The organism is Thermoactinospora rubra (assembly GCF_002093975.1).
Classification (GTDB): Bacteria; Actinomycetota; Actinomycetes; order Streptosporangiales; family Streptosporangiaceae; genus Nonomuraea; species Nonomuraea rubra_A.
Window position 1 is genome coordinate 1 of record NZ_MSZZ01000123.1, and the last position, 1,325, is coordinate 1,325.

1 protein-coding gene and 1 other annotated feature are annotated in these 1,325 nt (G+C 68.6%); the gene reads left to right on the forward strand.

What is annotated here, in order from left to right; translation table 11 throughout:
• The first annotated feature begins 72 nt into the window (after nt 1–72).
• Nucleotides 73–1,295, forward strand: a protein-coding gene (locus tag BSB02_RS39170; protein ID WP_240507061.1) for an IS3 family transposase whose coding sequence is annotated in 2 segments (ribosomal slippage) — nt 73–358 and nt 358–1,295 — 1,224 coding nt in all. Because the reading frame shifts where the segments join, the coding sequence is not laid out codon by codon here.
• Nucleotides 351–464 (forward strand) — a sequence feature (AL1L pseudoknot). (Overlaps the previous gene by 114 nt.)
• Nucleotides 1,296–1,325: the final 30 nt, after the last annotated feature.

Below are 1,325 nucleotides of genomic sequence, written 5' to 3' on the forward strand. Positions count from 1 at the left end.
TGAACCACTCCGACTTTCGTGGAGGCCCTGAAGCCAGCATCATCTGCTGGCGGAAGGGAGAATCACGTCACGATGCCAGCCCCGAGGAAGTACCCCCAAGAGCTTCGTGAGCGCGCGGTGCGCATGGTGTTCGAGGTCCGCCGGCAGAGCGGTGGCGCCCCCGGCGCGATCGCCCGGGTGGCCGATCAGCTCGGCGTTCACCGCGAGGCGTTGCGTGGGTGGGTGCGCCAGGCCGAGATCGACCAGGGGCAGCGGCCCGGCACCTCGACCGCAGATGCGCAGCGGATCGCCGAGCTGGAGCGCGAGGTGCGCGAGCTGCGCCGCGCCAACGAGATCCTCAAGGCCGCGGCAGCTTTTTTCGCGGCCGAACTCGACCCACGGCCGCCCAGGTAGTCGCCTTCATCGACGCTCATCGCGACGCTTTCGGCGTCGAGCCGATCTGCCGGGTGCTGCAGGTGGCCACGTCGACCTACTACGCGGCCAAGTCCCGCCCACCCTCGGCACGGGCGGTGCGCGATGCCCGGCTCATGGCCGAGATCACCACGGTGTGGAACGACAACTTCGAGGTGTATGGCGTGCGCAAGATGTGGAAGGAACTCAACCGGCGCGGCATCCGCGTGGCCCGCTGCACCGTGGCCCGGCTGATGAAGCGCCTGGGGCTGGCCGGGGCGGTCCGCGGTGACCACAAGACGCGGACCACCACGATCGCCGAAGTCGTCACCGAGCGGACCGCCGACCTGGTCAACCGCGACTTCACCGCCCCCGCCCCGAACCGGCTGTGGGTCGCCGACCTGACCTACATCCCGACCGCCTCAGGGTTCGTGTACGCGGCCCTGGTGATCGACGCGTTCTCGCGGATGATCGTCGGCTGGCGGCTGGCCGATCACCTGCGCACCGACCTGGCCCTGGACGCGCTGGAGATGGCCATCTGGCGGCGCGGTGACGGCCGGCGGCTGGAGGGTCTGGTGCATCACTCCGACCGCGGCTGCCAATACCTGTCAATTCGCTACACCGAACGCCTCGCGGGCGCCGGGGCGGTCTGCTCGGTCGGCTCCCGTGGGGACAGCTACGACAACGCCCTGGCCGAAAGCACCATCGGGCTGTACAAGACCGAGCTGATCCACCGGCGCGGCCCCTGGAACGGCCTGGACGACGTCGAGATCGCCACCATGGAATGGGTCAACTGGTACAACAACCGACGCCTCCACAGCGCCTGCAACGACCTCCCACCAGCCGAATACGAGACCCGCTACCAAACACAGATCGATCCGGCTATCCTCACCCCAGCCAGCTAACCCGGCCTCCACGAAACTCGGCGCGGTTCA